General features: G+C 72.2%; 2 pseudogenes. Both read right to left on the bottom strand.

Annotated features, from left to right (window positions below):
- Positions 1-260: pseudogene (locus tag KBX53_RS35365) on the bottom strand (glycosyl hydrolase); the annotation flags it as partial.
- A 23-nt stretch (positions 261-283) separates the two neighbouring features.
- Positions 284-539 (bottom strand): annotated as a pseudogene (locus tag KBX53_RS35360) (sugar phosphate isomerase/epimerase); the annotation flags it as partial.

The following is a 539-nucleotide window of genomic DNA, read 5'->3' as shown; positions in this document are numbered from 1 at the left end:
TACACCGGGATGTCGGCGGCGAGGGTGGTCAGCCCGGTGCGCGGGTCGTGGATGCGGACCTCCCCGGTGCGGGAGGTGTGCAGCACCCGCAGGTCGGGCAGCACGGCGAGGCTGATCGGCTCGCCCGGGAAGTCGTTGAGTGTCACTTTCTGGAAGCTGCTGTCCGGCGGCGCGGCCGGCGCGGCGGCCGCTGCCGACGGTGGCACGGCCAGGCCGGCCGTCACCAGCAGCAGGGCGGACGCGAGTGCGGTCCTGTTCATCAGGTGTGTCCCCCGAGGTGTTTTCAGTACCGGAGTGAGGCGAGGTAGTCGAAGCCGACGCGGGCGGTGTCCAGGGCGTCGGCGGGGGAGCGCGGCGCGGTGCCCGCGTCGTCACGCTCCACGATGTACTCCTCGATGCCGGCCTCCCGCTCGTGGGCGAAGATCCGGCCGAAGTCGATGACGCCGTCACCGAGGTCGGCGAAGCCGGCCTCGACGTCGAGGTCCTTGACGTGCACCTGGCGGATCCGGCCGCGGTTGGCCCGGATCACGTCGACCGGG

The sequence above is a fragment of the Micromonospora sp. M51 genome (assembly GCF_018070305.1).
GTDB classification, from domain to species: domain Bacteria; phylum Actinomycetota; class Actinomycetes; order Mycobacteriales; family Micromonosporaceae; genus Micromonospora; species Micromonospora parva.
Note: the sequence above shows the minus strand (reverse complement) of the source record. Positions and strands in the feature narration are given on the sequence as shown.